We start from the raw sequence: 14,189 nt of genomic DNA on the forward strand, positions 1-14,189 counted from the left end.
ACGGCGCGGTCAGGTCGATCCCCCGAAGGTGCCATGCCCCCCACACTCGCCTCCGTCGTCCGCAACAGCTCGCTCCATCTGACGGTTCTCGCCGGTGCGGACCATCTGGAGCGGCCGGTCCGTTGGGTGCACACCAGTGAGCTGGATGACCCGACGCCGTTCCTGGAGGGTGGCGAGCTGCTGCTCACCACCGGTATCAAGCTGGGCCGTACGGCGGCGCAGTTGCAGGCGTACGTGCACCGGCTGGCCGATGCCGGGGTGGTGGGGCTGGGGCTCGGGGTGGGGTTGTCGCACACCGAGGTGCCGCAGCCGTTGGTGGACGCGGCGCAGCAGCGGGGGCTGCCGTTGCTGCGGGTGCCGGAGCCGACGCCGTTCATCGCGATCAGCAAGGTGGTGTCGGCGGCGCTGGCCGCGGAGCAGTACGAGGCGGTGACGACGAGCTTCGAGGCGCAGGAGGAGCTGACCCGGGCCGCGCTGGGCAAGGACGGCACGACGGCCGTGGTGCGCCGGCTGGCGGCCCGGCTGGGTGGTTGGGCTGCGCTGTACGACGGTTCGGGGGCGCTGTCGGTGGTGGCGCCGGACTGGGCGGCGCGCCGGGCGGGGCGGCTGGCCGCGGAGGTGGACCGGTTGCGCCGGCGGCCGGCGCCGTCGAGTGCCGCGTTGCAGGGGCGCGCGCCGGGGATAGACACGGCGGACGAGGACTACGTGGTGGTCCAGTCGCTGGGGGCGGACCGGCGGGCCCGGGGTTTCCTGGCGGTCGGGACCGAGGACCGGATCACGCCGACCGAGCGGTACGTGCTGAACGCGGCGGTGGCGCTGCTGACCCTCACCCTGGAGCGCTCGCGGGAGTTGCGGCAGGCGGAGGAGCGGATGGGCGCGGCGCTGCTGCGGATGGTGCTGGCCGGTGAGGTGGCGACGGCGCGGCAGGTGGCGGTGGGGCTGTTCGGGGGGCTGCCGGAGGGGACGATACGGGTCCTGGTGGCGGGGGCCGGGCCGGCGAACGCGGATGCCGCGGAGGCGCTGGGGGAGCTGGGCGACCGCGCGGAGCAGGCGGGTTCCCGGGTGGGCGAGAAGATGCTGGTGGCGCGGGAGGACGGCGCGCACGGGCCGCGGCTGATGGTGCTGGCGCTGGACAACGGCGCGGTGCACCGGGCGTGCCTGGGCGCGGTGGAGGAGCACGAGGGCCTGTCGCTGGGCGTGTCGGCGCCGGCCGCGCTGGAGGAGGCCGGGACGGCGCACGCGCAGGCCGAGCGGGCGTTGGCGGTGGCGCTGCGCGGTGGCCGCCGGTCGGTGGACCACGAGGAGGTCGGTGCGGGTTCGTTGCTGCCGCTGCTCGGGGAGGACGCGGTGACGGCGTTCGCGGAGGGGCTGTTGCGGCCGTTGCGCGAGCACGACCGGACGGCGCGCGGTGACCTGGTGGCCTCGCTGCGGGCGTGGCTGTCCCGGCACGGCCAGTGGGACGCGGCGGCGGCGGACCTGGGTGTGCACCGGCACACGCTGCGCTACCGGATGCGGCGGGTCGAGGAGCTGCTGGGGCGTTCGCTGGACGACACGGACGTGCGCATGGAGCTGTGGCTGGCGCTGCGCTCCGGCGAGGAGTGACCGCGGAGTGACCCCGGCCCGACCGAGGCCTGGCCCTGGCCCGACCGAGGCCTGGCCCAGGCGCGCCCCAGGGACAGCCGCGGAACCCCCGGCTGGACGCGGTGGAGTGGCCCCGGAGCCGAACACTCCTGCTCGGCCAATCCGGTCGGCGCGTCGGCCCACCTACCCTCGGGTTCTGGTCCCACGTCCGTGCGGGCCGTACGACGACGAGGAGAGGGCCGGTACCACGGTGACCACCACGTACGAATTCTGGCTCGCCGGCCGCCGGGCGAGCGGTGACGCCGACTTCGAGGTGCACAACAGCTGGGACGGCCGTCTGGTCGGCAAGGTGAGCATCCCGACCGAGGCCCAGGTCGAGGAGGCGCTGGACGCCGCGGTCGCCGCGCTGCCGGTGTTCGCCGCCACGCCGGCGCACCAGCGTGCCGCCGCCCTGGACCACGTGGCCAAGCGGCTGGCCGAGCGCACCGAGGAGCTCGCCCAGCTGATCACGGCCGAGAACGGCAAGCCGATCAAGTGGGCCCGTGGCGAGGTCGGCCGCGCGGTGTCGGTCTTCCGCTGGGCCGCCGAGGAGGCGCGCCGCACCAACGGCGAGACGATGCGGCTGGACACCGACCCGGGCGGCGTGGGCCGTTTCGCGGTGGTGCGCAAGTTCCCGCGCGGTGTGGTGCTGGGCATCGCCCCGTTCAACTTCCCGCTGAACCTGGTCGCGCACAAGGTCGCCCCGGCGATCGCGGTCGGCGCCCCGATCATCCTGAAGCCGGCTCCGGCGACCCCGCTGTCGGCGATGGTGCTGGGCGAGATCCTGGCCGAGACCGACCTGCCGGTCGGCTCCTGGTCGATCCTGACCGTGCCGAACGACCGGATGCCGGCGCTGGTGCGGGACGAGCGCCTGCCGGTGATCTCGTTCACCGGTTCGGACAAGGTCGGCTACCAGATCATGGACTCGGTGCCGCGCAAGCACACCACCCTGGAACTGGGCGGCAACGCCGCGGCCGTGGTGCTCGCGGACTGGTCCTCGGAGGCCGACCTGGACTGGGCGGCCACCCGGATCGCGATGTTCGCCAACTACCAGGGCGGCCAGTCGTGCATCTCGGTGCAGCGGGTGATCGCCGACGCGTCGGTGTACGACGCGCTGGTGGAGAAGGTCGTGGCCAAGGTGAAGGCCCAGGTCACCGGTGACCCGAACGACTCGGCGACGGACGTCGGCCCGCTGGTCGACGAGAACGCCGCCAAGCGGGTGGAGTCCTGGGTGGAGGACGCGGTCGCCAAGGGCGCCAAGGTCCTGACCGGCGGCACCCGGGAGGGCGCGACCTACGCCCCGACCGTGCTGGCCGAGCTGCCCGGGGACGCGATCCTGGCCACGGCCGAGGTGTTCGGCCCGGTCCTGTCGCTGCACAAGGTGGACGGCGTGGACGAGGCCTTCGCGGCCGTCAACGACTCGGCCTTCGGCCTGCAGGCGGGCGTGTTCACGCACGACCTGCAGACCGCCTTCCGCGCCCACCGGGAGCTGGAGGTCGGCGGTGTGATCATCGGCGACGCGCCGTCGTACCGCGCCGACCAGATGCCGTACGGCGGCGTCAAGGACTCCGGTGTCGGCCGTGAGGGCGTCAAGTACGCGATGGACGACTACACGGTCGAGAAGGTGCTGGTCCTGACCGGCCTCGACCTCTGATCGACCCGTTGACGAAGAGCCCGGTTCCGTGAACCGGGCCCTTCGCGCGTTCCCGGGGCTGCGCTTGCCCCCGGGTGCTGAGCCCGGTCAGCCGTCGTGTCCGGCCGCGGCGGCGACCGCCTCGTCGACGGTGGCGTTCCCGGCGACCAGTTCGAGGGTCTGCCCGGCCGTGCCGGGTTCGCGCAGCAGGGCGGCGAGGACGGCGGCCACGTCGGCCCGGTCCACGGCGCCGCGCGCGACGGAGGGGGCGAGGCGGACCAGGCCGGTGCCGGGGCCGTCGGTGAGCCGTCCGGGGCGCAGGACCGTCCAGTCGAGCGCGGTGCGGGCCCGTACGGCGTCGTCGGCGGCGCCCTTGGCGCGCAGGTAGGTCTCGAAGACCTCGTCGGCGGGGTGGTGGGCGTCGGCGTCGGCGCCCATCGAGGAGACGATCAGGTAGCGGCGGACGCCGGCGAGTTCGGCGGCGTCGGCGAGCAGGACGGCGGCGTCGCGGTCGACGGTGTTCTTGCGGGCGGCGCCGCTGCCCGGTCCGGCGCCGGCGGCGAAGACCACCGCGTCGGCGCCGGTGAGCAGGTCGGCGAGCTGTGCCGCGGTGGCGGCCTCCAGGTCGAGCAGCAGCGGCTCGGCTCCGGCGTCGATCAGGTCCTGGGCCTGTTCGGGGCGGCGGATGATCCCGGCGGGGCGCTCGCCGCGGTCGGCGAGCAGCCGTTCCAGTCTCAGCGCGATCTGTCCGTGGCCTCCGGCGATGACGGTACGCATGGCTCCGACGGTAGCCCGAGGGGCGCCGGCTCGTCCTGGGGAAGCCTGGGGAAGCCCGGGGAAGCCGGGGGAGCCCGGGGGGAAGCCCCCCGAGGGGTGATCGTGCCCGGGGAGGTCCTGGGCGCGGTCGCGGACAGGACACAATGGGCGCATGACTTCGCTCGCCCACCCGCAGCTGCGCTTCACGCCCACCGTGGCGGACCCCTCCGGCCCCCGGGAGCTGGTGATCCTCGGGTCCACCGGTTCGATCGGGACCCAGGCCATCGACGTGGTGCTCCGCAATCCGGACCGGTTCCGGGTGGTCGCCCTGTCGGCGGCCGGCGGCCGGGTGGAGCTGCTGGCGGAGCAGGCGCTGCGGCTGGGCGTGCACACCGTGGCGGTGGCCGATCCGGCGGCGGAGCCGGCGTTGCGCGAGGCGCTGGCCGCCAAGGCGGCGGGCCGGGCGCTGCCGGCCGTGCTGGTCGGTCCGGACGCGGCGACGGAGCTGGCCGCGATGGAGTGCCACTCGGTGCTGAACGGGATCACCGGCTCGATCGGGCTGCGGCCGACGCTGGCGGCGCTGGCGGCGGGCCGGGTGCTGGTGCTGGCCAACAAGGAGTCGCTGATCGTGGGCGGCCCGCTGGTGAAGGCGGTGGCGAAGCCGGGCCAGATCGTGCCGGTGGACTCCGAGCACGCGGCGCTGTTCCAGGCGCTGGCGGGCGGGACCCGCGCGGAGGTGCGCAAGCTGGTGGTCACCGCCAGCGGCGGTCCGTTCCGCGACCGCACCCGCGGGCAGCTGGCCGGGGTGACCCCGCAGGAGGCGCTGGCGCACCCGACCTGGGCGATGGGCCCGGTGGTCACGATCAACTCGGCCACCCTGGTCAACAAGGGCCTGGAGGTGATCGAGGCGCACCTGCTGTACGACGTGCCGTTCGACCGGATCGAGGTCGTGGTCCACCCGCAGTCGGTGGTGCATTCCATGGTGGAGTTCACCGACGGTTCGACCCTGGCGCAGGCGAGCCCGCCGGACATGCGGATGCCGATCGCGCTGGGCATGGGCTGGCCGGACCGGGTGCCGGACTCCGCCCCCGCCTGCGACTGGACGAAGGCCGCCACCTGGGAGTTCTTCCCGCTGGACGACGAGGCCTTCCCGGCGGTCGAGCTGGCCCGCGAGGTGGGCACCCTGGGCGGAACGGCCCCGGCGGTGTTCAATGCGGCGAACGAGGAGTGCGTGGACGCTTTCCTGAGGGGCGGCCTCGCCTTCACCGGGATCGTGGACACTGTTGCCAAGGTCGTGGCCGAGCACGGCGTGCCCGCGTCGGGAACTTCCCTGACGGTGGAGGACGTCCTGCACGCGGAGGACTGGGCGCGCGCCCGGGCCCGCGAGCTGGCGGCGGGCTGACGGCGGGCCGATGGCCTCGATCGCGGTAGGACCGGACGATGAGCGGAGCGGCATGACGGAGGACCAGCGGTGGCAACGGTTTTGACGGTGGTCGGCATCCTGGTCTTCGTCATCGGGTTGCTCGTCTCGATCGCCTGGCACGAACTCGGCCACCTCTCCACGGCCAAGCTGTTCGGCATCCGGGTGCCGCAGTACATGGTCGGGTTCGGCCCGACCCTCTGGTCGCGCCGGAAGGGCGAGACCGAGTACGGCATCAAGGGGATCCCGTTCGGCGGGTACATCCGGATGATCGGGATGTTCCCGCCGGGCGAGGACGGCCGGATCACCAAGCGCAGCAGCTCGCCCTGGCGGACCATGATCGAGGACGCCCGCGAGGCCTCCTACGAGGAGCTCCAGGAGGGTGACGAGCACCGGCTCTTCTACACCCGCAAGCCGTGGAAGCGCGTCATCGTCATGTTCGCCGGGCCGTTCATGAACCTGGTCCTGGCGTTCGGGCTCTTCCTGACCGTCATGATGGGCTTCGGCGTCTCGATGAACGTGCCGACGGTCAGCACCGTCGCCCAGTGCGTGGTCAAGGCGGGCCAGCCCACCGACAACTGCCCGGCGGACGCCCCGCAGACCCCGGCCGCCCAGGCCGGGCTGAAGGCCGGGGACCGGATCGTCTCCTTCGACGGCGACCGGATCCGCACCTACGACCAGCTGCAGGCGGACATCCGCCGCTCGGCGGGCCGGACCGTCCCGGTGGTGGTCGAGCGGGAGGGGCAGCAGCTCACCCTCAACCCGACCATCGCGGTCAACGACGTCCAGAAGTACGACGGCAACAACGTCCCGCTCAAGGGCCAGACCGTCAAGGCCGGGTTCCTTGGATTCACCCCTGCGAGTGGTGTCGTCCGGCTGGACTTCGGGCAGTCGCTCGACCGGATGTACGACATGACCGAGAACGGGGTGAAGTCGCTGATCGCCCTGCCCGGCAAGATCCCCGGGCTGTGGAACGCCGTCGTCGGCGACGCCCCGCGCGACCCGGACTCGCCGATCGGCATGGTCGGCGCCGCCCGGGTGAGCGGCGAGGTGTTCTCGCTCGACATCCCCGGCACCCAGCGGATCGCGTTCTTCGTGAACCTGCTGGCCGGCATCAACCTGTCGCTCTTCCTCTTCAACATGCTGCCGCTGCTCCCGCTGGACGGCGGGCACATCGCCGGCGCCGTCTGGGAGTCGGTCCGCCGCCGGCTCGCACGCCTGTTCAAGCGGCCCGACCCGGGCCCGTTCGACGTCGCCAAGCTGATGCCGGTGGCGTACGTGGTGGCCAGCATCTTCATCGGCTTCACCCTGCTGGTGATGGTCGCCGACCTGGTGAACCCGGTGAAGATCAGCTAGGACGTTCGGGTACGGCGGGTGTGCTGGGGTCCGTCGCCGTGCCGTACCGTGGAGGCCGGGTGCGCGATCGTCAGCGCGCCCGGCCCCGTCCGTTCCAACGGCCGGGCGGTCGACCACACCTCTACCCCGGGGAACCCTGCGCACATGACCGCGATCTCGCTCGGTATTCCGTCCCTGCCGCTCAAGCCGCTCGCCAAGCGTCGGTACTCCCGGCAGATCATGGTCGGCAACGTGCCGGTCGGCGGCGACGCGCCCGTCTCGGTGCAGTCGATGACCACCACCGTGACCGCGGACATCAACGCCACGCTGCAGCAGATCGCGGAGCTCACCGCGTCCGGCTGTCAGATCGTCCGGGTCGCCTGCCCGTCGCAGGACGACGCCGACGCGCTGCCGATCATCGCGAAGAAGTCGAAGATCCCGGTCATCGCGGACATCCACTTCCAGCCGAAGTACGTCTTCGCCGCGATCGACGCCGGCTGTGCCGCGGTGCGCGTCAACCCGGGCAACATCAAGGCCTTCGACGACAAGGTCGGCGAGATCGCCAAGGCGGCCAAGGACGCCGGCATCCCGATCCGGATCGGCGTCAACGCCGGCTCGCTCGACAAGCGCCTGCTGGAGAAGTACGGCCGGGCCACCCCGGAGGCGCTGGTCGAGTCCGCGCTGTGGGAGTGCTCGCTGTTCGAGGAGCACGACTTCCGCGACATCAAGATCTCGGTCAAGCACAACGACCCGGTCGTGATGATCAACGCCTACCGCCAGCTCGCCGCCGCCTGCGACTACCCGCTGCACCTCGGCGTGACCGAGGCCGGGCCGGCCTTCCAGGGCACCATCAAGTCGGCGGTCGCCTTCGGCGCGCTGCTGGCCGAGGGCATCGGCGACACCATCCGGGTCTCGCTGTCCGCCCCGCCGGCCGAGGAGATCAAGGTCGGCAACCAGATCCTGGAGTCGCTCGGGCTGCGCGAGCGCGGCCTGGAGATCGTCTCCTGCCCGTCCTGCGGCCGTGCCCAGGTGGACGTCTACAAGCTCGCCGAGGAGGTCACCGCCGGCCTGGAGGGCATGGAGGTGCCGCTGCGGGTGGCCGTCATGGGCTGCGTCGTGAACGGCCCGGGCGAGGCGCGCGAGGCCGACCTGGGCGTCGCCTCCGGCAACGGCAAGGGCCAGATCTTCGTCAAGGGCGAGGTCATCAAGACCGTGCCCGAGTCGAAGATCGTCGAGACCCTGATCGAGGAGGCGCTCAAGCTCGCCGAGCAGATGCAGGCGGCCGGCGTCGAGTCGGGGGCCCCGACCGTCGTCGCGGGGGAGTGACCCCCGCGTAGCGTGTCCTGATGACGCGGGGAAGCCCGCGTGAAGTTTTCCGGAAGCGGGGCCGTCCGTTCGCGGACGGCCCCGCAGCCGTAGCCGGGTGGGGCCACGGAGTAGGGTGCGGCCAGAGTCGTCTCAGTGAGGTGCTGTCTCGATGCTCGATCGAGGTGTGATGCTCCCGAGCTCTTTCCAGGCCGCCCGGGCCCTGGCCACCACCCGGGTGCTGGAGCCGCCCGACCTCGCGGACGCTCTGGAGATCCTCCACCGTGACCCGGTCTCCAACGCCTTCGTCGCGACCCGGGTCGAGGCCGTCGGGCTGGACCCGTGGCGCCTCGGCGGAGAGCTGTGGGGCTGGTACGACGGGGACGGCGTCCTGGACGCCCTCTGCTACGCCGGTGCGAACCTCGTCCTGGTCAACGCCGGGCCGGAGGCGGTCGCCGCGTTCGCCGAGCGGGCCCGTCGGCAGGGCCGGCGCTGCTCCTCGATCGTCGGACCGGCCGCGGCCACCGCGGCCTTCTGGGCGCTGCTGGAACGAAGTTGGGGCCCGCCCCGGGACGTGCGGGGCCACCAGCCGCTGATGGCGACCTCGGTGCCCTCGGCGGAGATCGCCCCGGACCCGCTGGTGCGCCGGGTGCGGCGCGACGAGGTCGAGGCGCTGATGCCGGCCTGCGTGGCGATGTTCACCGAGGAGGTCGGGGTGTCGCCGCTGGCGGGCGACGGCGGGCTCCTCTATCAGGCCCGGGTGGCCGAACTCGTCTCCACCGGACGGTCGTTCGCGCGGTTCGGGGAGGACGGACAGGTCGTCTTCAAGGCCGAGGTCGGGGCCGTGACGGAGGGCGCCTGCCAGATCCAGGGGGTCTGGGTCGCCCCGGAGCACCGGGGCCGGGGCCTGTCCGAGACGGGCATGGCGGCGGTCCTGGCGATCGCGCTGCGGGAGGTTGCGCCGGTGGTGTCGCTCTACGTCAACGACTTCAACCTGCGGGCCAGGGCGGCCTACCGGCGGGTGGGCTTCCAGGAGGTCGGGGCGTTCATGAGCGTGCTCTTCTGAGGGCCGTGGGCGTGCTGTTCCGAGGGCGCCGACGGCGGCGGGCGGCCGGGTTCGGATCTTCGGCCGCGTCCGGGGGCCGCTGGTAGTAACGTCCGGAGCATGGATCAGCTGACCGGGGTGACGATCGAGGCCATCGACCTTGCGGCCTGGGCGCCGCAGGCGCTGGAGGTCCAGGCGGTGGCGTTCGGCCTCACGCCCGAGGAGGTCGCGGTACGGCTGCACATCGTCGGGCGGCACGCCCAGCAGCCGGGGGTGATCGCCCTCGGCGCGATGAGCGGGGGGCGGCTGGTCGGCTTCGGGTACGGGATGCCCAACCAGCGGGAGCACTGGTGGAGCACGGTGATCGAGCCGTACCTGACCGCCCGCGGCCACGCGGACTGGCTGGACGGGGTGTTCGCCGTCACCGAGCTGCACGTGCTGCCGGAGTTCCAGGGGCAGGGGGTCGGCTCGCGGATCATCAGGACCCTGTGCGAGCGCTCGGGGCTGGACCGGAGCATCCTCTCGGCGATCGACGCGGAGACGCCGGCGCGACGGCTGTACCGGGCACTGGGTTACCAGGACCTGGCGCGGGCCGTGCGGTTCCCGGCGACGGACCGGCTGTACGCGGTGATGGGCGCCCGGCTGCCGCTGCGGAGGACGGGAGCCTGAGACCGAGGTCCAACGAGGTCCTGCTGAGGGCTCAGAGCGAGCCGGCGAGTTCCAGGTGGAGTTCGGCGTCCTCGCGGCGGTCCGTGGCGAGCGCGCGCAGCGCCAGGTCGACGGCGCGGAAGAGGGTCCAGCCGCGGAGGCGGTCCCGGTCGACGTCGAGGGCCTCGGAGAGCTGGTGCAGCCGGCGGCGGAGGGCGGCGGGTACGCCGGGGGAGCCGAGCAGGGTGTCGGCGCGGTCCATGGCGAGGCGGGCCAGGTCGTAGGCGCGCTCGCCGACCACCGGGCGCGGGTCGATGGCCAGCCAGGGCGCGCGGTCGGCGGCGAGGACGTTGCCGTGGTGGAAGTCTCCGTGCAGCAGGAAGGACTCGCCGGCCGAGCCGGCCAGGTCCCGGGCGGTGTCCAGGGCCTTGGTGACCAGGGCCTGCGCCTCGGCGACCGCGGGGTGCGAGCGCTGCTCCCCGACGCGGTCCGCGGTGGCGGCGACCCGCTCGGCGAGGACGGGGAAGGGGTGCCCGTCGGGCGGCTCCACCCAGAGCCGGTGCAGCAGGCTGGTGGCCTCCAGCATCGCCTTGGGTTCGGCGAGGGAGCGCAGCGGGATCTCGCCGTGGAGGCGTTCCAGGAGGAGGACGCCCTCGGCGGGGTCGGCGGCGAGGAGCAGGACGGCGCCCCGGCCGGCCCAGTGGCTGAGCGCGGCGTGCTCGTGGGCCGTCTCGGGGGTGAGCAGGCCCGCCTTGAGGACGGCGGGGGACAGGTCGTCGCGGTGGACGTAGGCGACCAGGCTGAGGCTGCCGCCCGGGTCGAGGACGCGTTCCAGGGTGAGGTCCCAGCCGGCGAGGTGGGCGGCCACCCCGTGGGGGAGGGCGGCGAGCCACCCGCGGCCGGTCTCGCCGTGGGCGGCGGTGACGGCGTTCGTCAGCCAGGTGGGCACGGTGATGGTGGTTTCGGCTCCCGACATGGGTCCATTGTCGGTGGTCGGCGGGGGGCCGGCCGTGCCAGGCGCGCCCGTCGGTGCGCCCGGACGCCCCCGGCTCAGCCCGCGGTGGGCGTGGCGGTGGGCGAGGCGGTGGGCGAGGGGGCCGGGTCGGCGATGCCGGGGAAGGGCCGGCCGGGGGCGCCCCAGCGGTGGGCGCGCAGGGTGCAGTCGCGCAGCGCGAGGGCGGCGGCGCGGCGGTGCGGGACGGGGACGGCGGCGACCAGGTCGGCGTAGACGGTGGTCAGCCGGGTCTCCAGGTGGGCGGCGAGCCTGGCGGCGTCGGCCGGGGAGCCGACCGGGAAGGGCAGCTGGTAGCCCCCGGCGGCGGGGGCGGGGGAGACGCCGAGGGAGGTGAGCAGGCGCTGCCAGCCGTCGCGCTGGGCCTGGTGGGCGGCGTGGGCGGTGCGGGCGTCGGCCCGCTGGGGGTCCTCGGGCAGGTGGGCGCCGACGACGCCGTAGCCGTAGACGGCGGCGTGCTCGGCGCCGAGCGCGTTCTGGAGGGCGGTGACGGCCTCGGCGGACGGGCCGCGGGTCGGGGTGGCCGTGGGCGGGGCCGAGGGGGTGGTGGCGGGCTGGACGGGGGCCGGCGGGACGGGGGTGCCCAGGACCAGGGCGTGGCGGGTGTCGGCGGCGGCGACGGCGGCCAGCAGTCGGGCCAGGGACGGGCTCGCCGCGTCGAGGTCGGCGAGGAGGGAGTCGGCGGTCCGCAGTTCCAGCGCGGCCGGTCCGCCGGCGGCGGGGGTGGCGGGGGTGGTCGGCGTCCCGGTGGCGGTCGGGGTGCCGGTTCCGGTGCCGGTGCCGGTGGTGGTCACGGACGGTGACGGGGCCGAGGAGGGCAGGCCCTCGGCGAGGGCGGCGCGGTGGCGGACGTGCTCGGCGCGCGGCTCGGCGGTGCGGGCGTCGGGCGGGGTCAGGGCGTCGTACCCGGCGAGGAGGGCGTCGACGGCGGCGATCGCGCGGAGCCGGACGGGGACGTCCGGATCGGGGCGGAGGCCGGGGCCGCCGGCGGTCGGGCCGGTGCGGTCGGCGGTGCAGGCGGTGAGGGTGAACAGTCCGAGGGCCAGGAAGGTCCGTCGGCTGGGCGGCTGCATCGGGGTCACTCCGGGGCGTGTACGGGAGGACGGCCTCCCCGCCTGCCCTCGTTGGCGTGAATGATTACAGAATCCCCACGTTCCCGGGCCCGGATCGGGCCGACGGGGCCCCGGACGGGCGGGTGTGACCTTGCTCGCAGTGGGTGGTGTGCGAGCCGTCGCGGATGGTCCGGAATCGGTGGTTGGGTACTTCACCGGATAGGCTTTGGGCCGAGCTGCCGTGACCCGGTGTGGCGCCGGGGGCGCGGGGCGACCTTCTGACAACAGCAGACGCGGCCGAGGAGTCCACCCGGATGAGCACCACCCACACCGACCGGCTGCGAGCGTTGCTGGAGCCGCTGGCCGTGCAGGCCGGACTGGACCTGGAGGACGTCAGGGTCACCAAGGCGGGCAACCGCCGTCAGGTGCAGATCGACGTCGACACCGACGGCGGTGTGGACATGGACGCCATCGCCGAGTTCAGCCGGGTGGTCGGCGAGGCGCTGGACGCTTCGGACCTGATGGGTGACGAGGCCTACCTCCTGGAGGTCGGCTCGCCCGGTGCGGAGCGTCCGCTGGTGCTGCCCCGGCACTGGCAGCGGGCCGAGGGCCGGCTGGCCAAGATCCACCTGGCGGACGGCGGGGAGGTCGTCGCCCGGGTGCTGGAGGCGGACGAGGACGGCGCGCTGGTCGAGGTGCAGCCGGTGAAGGGTCGCGGCCGTCCGAAGGAGCGCCGTCTGGAGTACGGCGAGGTGGCCCGGGCGCGGGTCCAGGTGGAGTTCAACCGCAAGGAAGACGAGAACCTCCTGGACGAGGCCGCCGACTTCGACGAGGGGGACGACGGCGCCGAGTGACCCCGGGCTGCCGTACGACCATGACGAACGTGACGAAAGACGAGGAGGCGTAGCCGTGGACATCGACATGAGTGCCCTGCGCACGCTGGTCAACGAGAAGAACATCCCCTTCGACCTGCTGGTCGAGTCCATCGAGTCCGCCCTCCTCACCGCGTACCACCGCACCGAGGGCTCGCGCCGCCGGGCCCGGGTGCACCTGGACCGCAAGAGCGGCCACGTCACCGTGTGGGCCGTGGAGGACCCGACGGAGCTGGACGAGGGCGTCGAGCCGAAGGAGTTCGACGACACCCCGAGCGGCTTCGGCCGGATCGCGTCCAGCATCGGCATCCAGGTGATGATGCAGCGCCTGCGCGACGCCGCCGACGACCAGACCTTCGGCGAGTACGCGGGCAAGGAGGGCGACATCGTCACCGGTGTCGTCCAGCAGGGCAACGACCCGAAGAACGTGCTGGTCGACATCGGCAAGCTGGAGGCCATCCTGCCCCCGCAGGAGCAGGTCCCGGGCGAGGACTACCGGCACGGCACCCGGCTGAAGTGCTACGTGGTGGCGGTCCGCCGCGGTGTCCGCGGGGCCTCGGTGACGCTGTCGCGCACCCACCCCAGCCTGGTGAAGAAGCTGTTCGCGCTGGAGGTCCCGGAGATCGCGGACGGCAGCGTGGAGATCGCCGCCATCGCCCGTGAGGCCGGCCACCGCACCAAGATCGCGGTCTGGTCGCGCCGGGCCGGGCTGAACGCCAAGGGCGCCTGCATCGGCCCGATGGGCTCCCGGGTGCGCGCCGTGATGGGCGAGCTGCACGGCGAGAAGATCGACATCGTGGACTGGTCGGAGGACCCCCGCGAGATGGTCGCCGCCGCGCTGTCCCCCGCGCGGGTGACCAGCGTGGAGATCGTGGACGCCGCGCAGCGCTCCGCCCGGGTGATCGTGCCGGACTACCAGCTGTCGCTGGCGATCGGCAAGGAGGGCCAGAACGCCCGCCTGGCGGCCCGTCTCACCGGGTGGCGGATCGACATCCGACCGGACACCGAGGGGCAGTCCGAGGACCGCGGCCGGGAATCGGACGACCAGTAGTCGGTGTTGTCGGAGTCGTCCCCGTGGGTCCCCTGGGATCTACGGGGCGGCGCCATGTCGCTTCGGAGGGGTAGACTTGCCTTCGTCTGGCCGGACGCATGTCCGAGCACGCCCGGAACGCACCTGCGTGGGCTGCCGCAAGCGCGCGGCCAAGCACCAGCTGTTGCGTGTCACGGCGGTCGAGGGCGAGTGCGTCCCCGATCCCCGTGGCGCACTGCCGGGCCGGGGCGCTCACCTGCACCCCGATCCGGCCTGCCTCGACCTCGCGGTCCGCCGTCGGGCGTTCCCCCGGGCCTTCCGGCTCCAGGGCGCGCTCGACACCGAGCGGCTCCGCGGGTTCATCGGGGAGCGGGCGGGCGGAGCCTCGTAGAAGGCCGCCTCACGCGACGGCCGCCGCTCCACGCGGCGGAGAACCACCGCAACAAGCACAGCGTTCGGGC

The 14,189-nt window shown here is 73.6% G+C and carries 13 protein-coding genes; 10 read left to right on the forward strand and 3 right to left on the reverse strand.

Going from position 1 to position 14,189, the window contains the following annotated elements:
• Positions 1-33: 33 nt before the first annotated feature.
• Both IE332_RS35255 and IE332_RS35260 read left to right on the forward strand, forming a co-directional pair.
• Positions 34-1,602 (forward strand): PucR family transcriptional regulator, encoded by a 1,569-nt coding sequence (locus IE332_RS35255; protein WP_189924668.1) that lies wholly within the window; start codon positions 34-36, stop codon positions 1,600-1,602.
• 229 nt (positions 1,603-1,831) lie between these two features.
• On the forward strand, positions 1,832-3,274 hold the full coding sequence (locus IE332_RS35260) for an aldehyde dehydrogenase family protein (RefSeq protein ID WP_189924670.1): 1,443 nt from the start codon (positions 1,832-1,834) through the stop codon (positions 3,272-3,274).
• A gap of 87 nt (positions 3,275-3,361) precedes the next feature.
• On the opposite strand, the gene IE332_RS35265 is transcribed toward IE332_RS35260, so the two are convergent.
• Positions 3,362-4,030 carry an NAD(P)H-binding protein gene (locus tag IE332_RS35265; RefSeq protein ID WP_189924673.1) on the reverse strand — a complete coding sequence of 223 codons (669 nt, stop codon included), beginning with the start codon at positions 4,028-4,030 and terminating at the stop codon, positions 3,362-3,364.
• 151 nt (positions 4,031-4,181) lie between these two features.
• Here IE332_RS35265 and dxr point away from each other — a divergent pair, with 151 nt between their 5' ends.
• The 5 genes from dxr (at position 4,182) to IE332_RS35290 (ending at position 9,783) form a co-directional block, all read left to right on the forward strand.
• A complete protein-coding gene (dxr, locus tag IE332_RS35270) occupies positions 4,182-5,411 on the forward strand; it encodes a 1-deoxy-D-xylulose-5-phosphate reductoisomerase (RefSeq protein WP_189924675.1) in 1,230 nt (409 codons plus the stop codon).
• Positions 5,412-5,480: 69 nt separating this feature from the next.
• Positions 5,481-6,785, forward strand: a complete 1,305-nt coding sequence (locus tag IE332_RS35275) for a M50 family metallopeptidase (RefSeq protein WP_189924677.1) — start codon at positions 5,481-5,483, stop codon at positions 6,783-6,785.
• A 144-nt stretch (positions 6,786-6,929) separates the two neighbouring features.
• On the forward strand, positions 6,930-8,090 hold the full coding sequence (ispG, locus tag IE332_RS35280; protein WP_189924679.1) for a flavodoxin-dependent (E)-4-hydroxy-3-methylbut-2-enyl-diphosphate synthase: 1,161 nt from the start codon (positions 6,930-6,932) through the stop codon (positions 8,088-8,090).
• 169 nt (positions 8,091-8,259) lie between these two features.
• A complete protein-coding gene (locus IE332_RS35285) occupies positions 8,260-9,135 on the forward strand; it encodes a GNAT family N-acetyltransferase (RefSeq protein ID WP_189924681.1) in 876 nt (291 codons plus the stop codon).
• 99 nt (positions 9,136-9,234) lie between these two features.
• Positions 9,235-9,783 carry a GNAT family N-acetyltransferase gene (locus IE332_RS35290; RefSeq protein ID WP_189924683.1) on the forward strand — a complete coding sequence of 183 codons (549 nt, stop codon included), beginning with the start codon at positions 9,235-9,237 and terminating at the stop codon, positions 9,781-9,783.
• A gap of 31 nt (positions 9,784-9,814) precedes the next feature.
• Here the strand turns inward: IE332_RS35290 and IE332_RS35295 are convergent, their stop codons facing one another.
• Together IE332_RS35295 and IE332_RS42295 are read right to left on the reverse strand one after the other, a co-directional pair.
• Positions 9,815-10,738: an aminoglycoside phosphotransferase family protein gene (locus tag IE332_RS35295; protein ID WP_189924685.1), complete on the reverse strand. Its 924-nt coding sequence runs from the start codon at positions 10,736-10,738 to the stop codon at positions 9,815-9,817.
• Between the two features lie 74 nt (positions 10,739-10,812).
• Complete coding sequence (locus IE332_RS42295) at positions 10,813-11,847, reverse strand: ferritin-like domain-containing protein (protein ID WP_189924758.1); 1,035 nt, start codon at positions 11,845-11,847, stop codon at positions 10,813-10,815.
• 293 nt (positions 11,848-12,140) lie between these two features.
• On the opposite strand from IE332_RS42295, the gene rimP reads away from it, so the two are divergent.
• From rimP to IE332_RS35315, 3 genes are all read left to right on the forward strand, one after another.
• Positions 12,141-12,680 carry a ribosome maturation factor RimP gene (gene rimP / locus IE332_RS35305; protein ID WP_189924687.1) on the forward strand — a complete coding sequence of 180 codons (540 nt, stop codon included), beginning with the start codon at positions 12,141-12,143 and terminating at the stop codon, positions 12,678-12,680.
• Positions 12,681-12,735: 55 nt separating this feature from the next.
• Positions 12,736-13,749 carry a transcription termination factor NusA gene (gene nusA / locus IE332_RS35310; RefSeq protein ID WP_189924690.1) on the forward strand — a complete coding sequence of 338 codons (1,014 nt, stop codon included), beginning with the start codon at positions 12,736-12,738 and terminating at the stop codon, positions 13,747-13,749.
• A gap of 127 nt (positions 13,750-13,876) precedes the next feature.
• A complete protein-coding gene (locus tag IE332_RS35315) occupies positions 13,877-14,119 on the forward strand; it encodes a YlxR family protein (RefSeq protein WP_229929164.1) in 243 nt (80 codons plus the stop codon).
• Positions 14,120-14,189: the final 70 nt, after the last annotated feature.

This window comes from Kitasatospora xanthocidica (genome assembly GCF_014656195.1).
In the GTDB taxonomy this organism is placed as follows: domain Bacteria; phylum Actinomycetota; class Actinomycetes; order Streptomycetales; family Streptomycetaceae; genus Kitasatospora; species Kitasatospora xanthocidica.